This window comes from Pedobacter gandavensis, assembly GCF_032677645.1.
Lineage (GTDB): Bacteria > Bacteroidota > Bacteroidia > Sphingobacteriales > Sphingobacteriaceae > Pedobacter > Pedobacter gandavensis_A.
In genome coordinates this window covers 1-566 of sequence record NZ_JAVTSB010000031.1, presented here as the reverse complement: position 1 = coordinate 566, position 566 = coordinate 1, and the positions used below count along the sequence as shown (strand labels likewise).

General features: G+C 49.3%; 1 pseudogene. It reads left to right on the top strand.

Features of this window, described 5'->3' with window-relative positions:
• Positions 1-566 (top strand): annotated as a pseudogene (locus R2Q66_RS23880) (hypothetical protein); the annotation flags it as partial.

The window sequence follows — 566 nt, the reverse complement described above, 5'->3', positions numbered from 1 at the left end:
CCTGATCTCTGCACCTGTTGTGCTAATCGCTCACCCGATTCCGACAACTCCTGTGATTACCGCAATCCATAAAGAATTCTGCGAAGGCAGTAATACGATCCTGTCTTCTTCTTCGGCTACCGGCAACCAGTGGTACAAAGAAGGCCTGGCCATAGATGGCGCAACGGAACCAACCTACACGGTTACGGAAAGCGGTAAATATACCTTAGTGGTGACCTTAAATAACTGCGCGAGTCTGATCTCCGGGGCAGTTGTGCTAATCGCTTACCCGATTCCTACGACTCCTGTGATTACCGCAATCCATAAAGAATTCTGCGAAGGCAGTAGCACGATATTGACTTCATCTTCGGCTACCGGCAACCAGTGGTACAAAGAAGGTTTGGCCATAGAGGGAGCAACTCAGGAAAGCTACACCGCTACGGAAAGCGGAAAGTATACCTTAGTGGTGACCTTAAATAACTGCGCGAGTATGATCTCCGGGGCAGTTGCGTTAATCGCTCACCCGATTCCTACGACTCCTGTGATTACCGCAATCCATAAAGAATTCTGCGAAGGCAGTAACACGA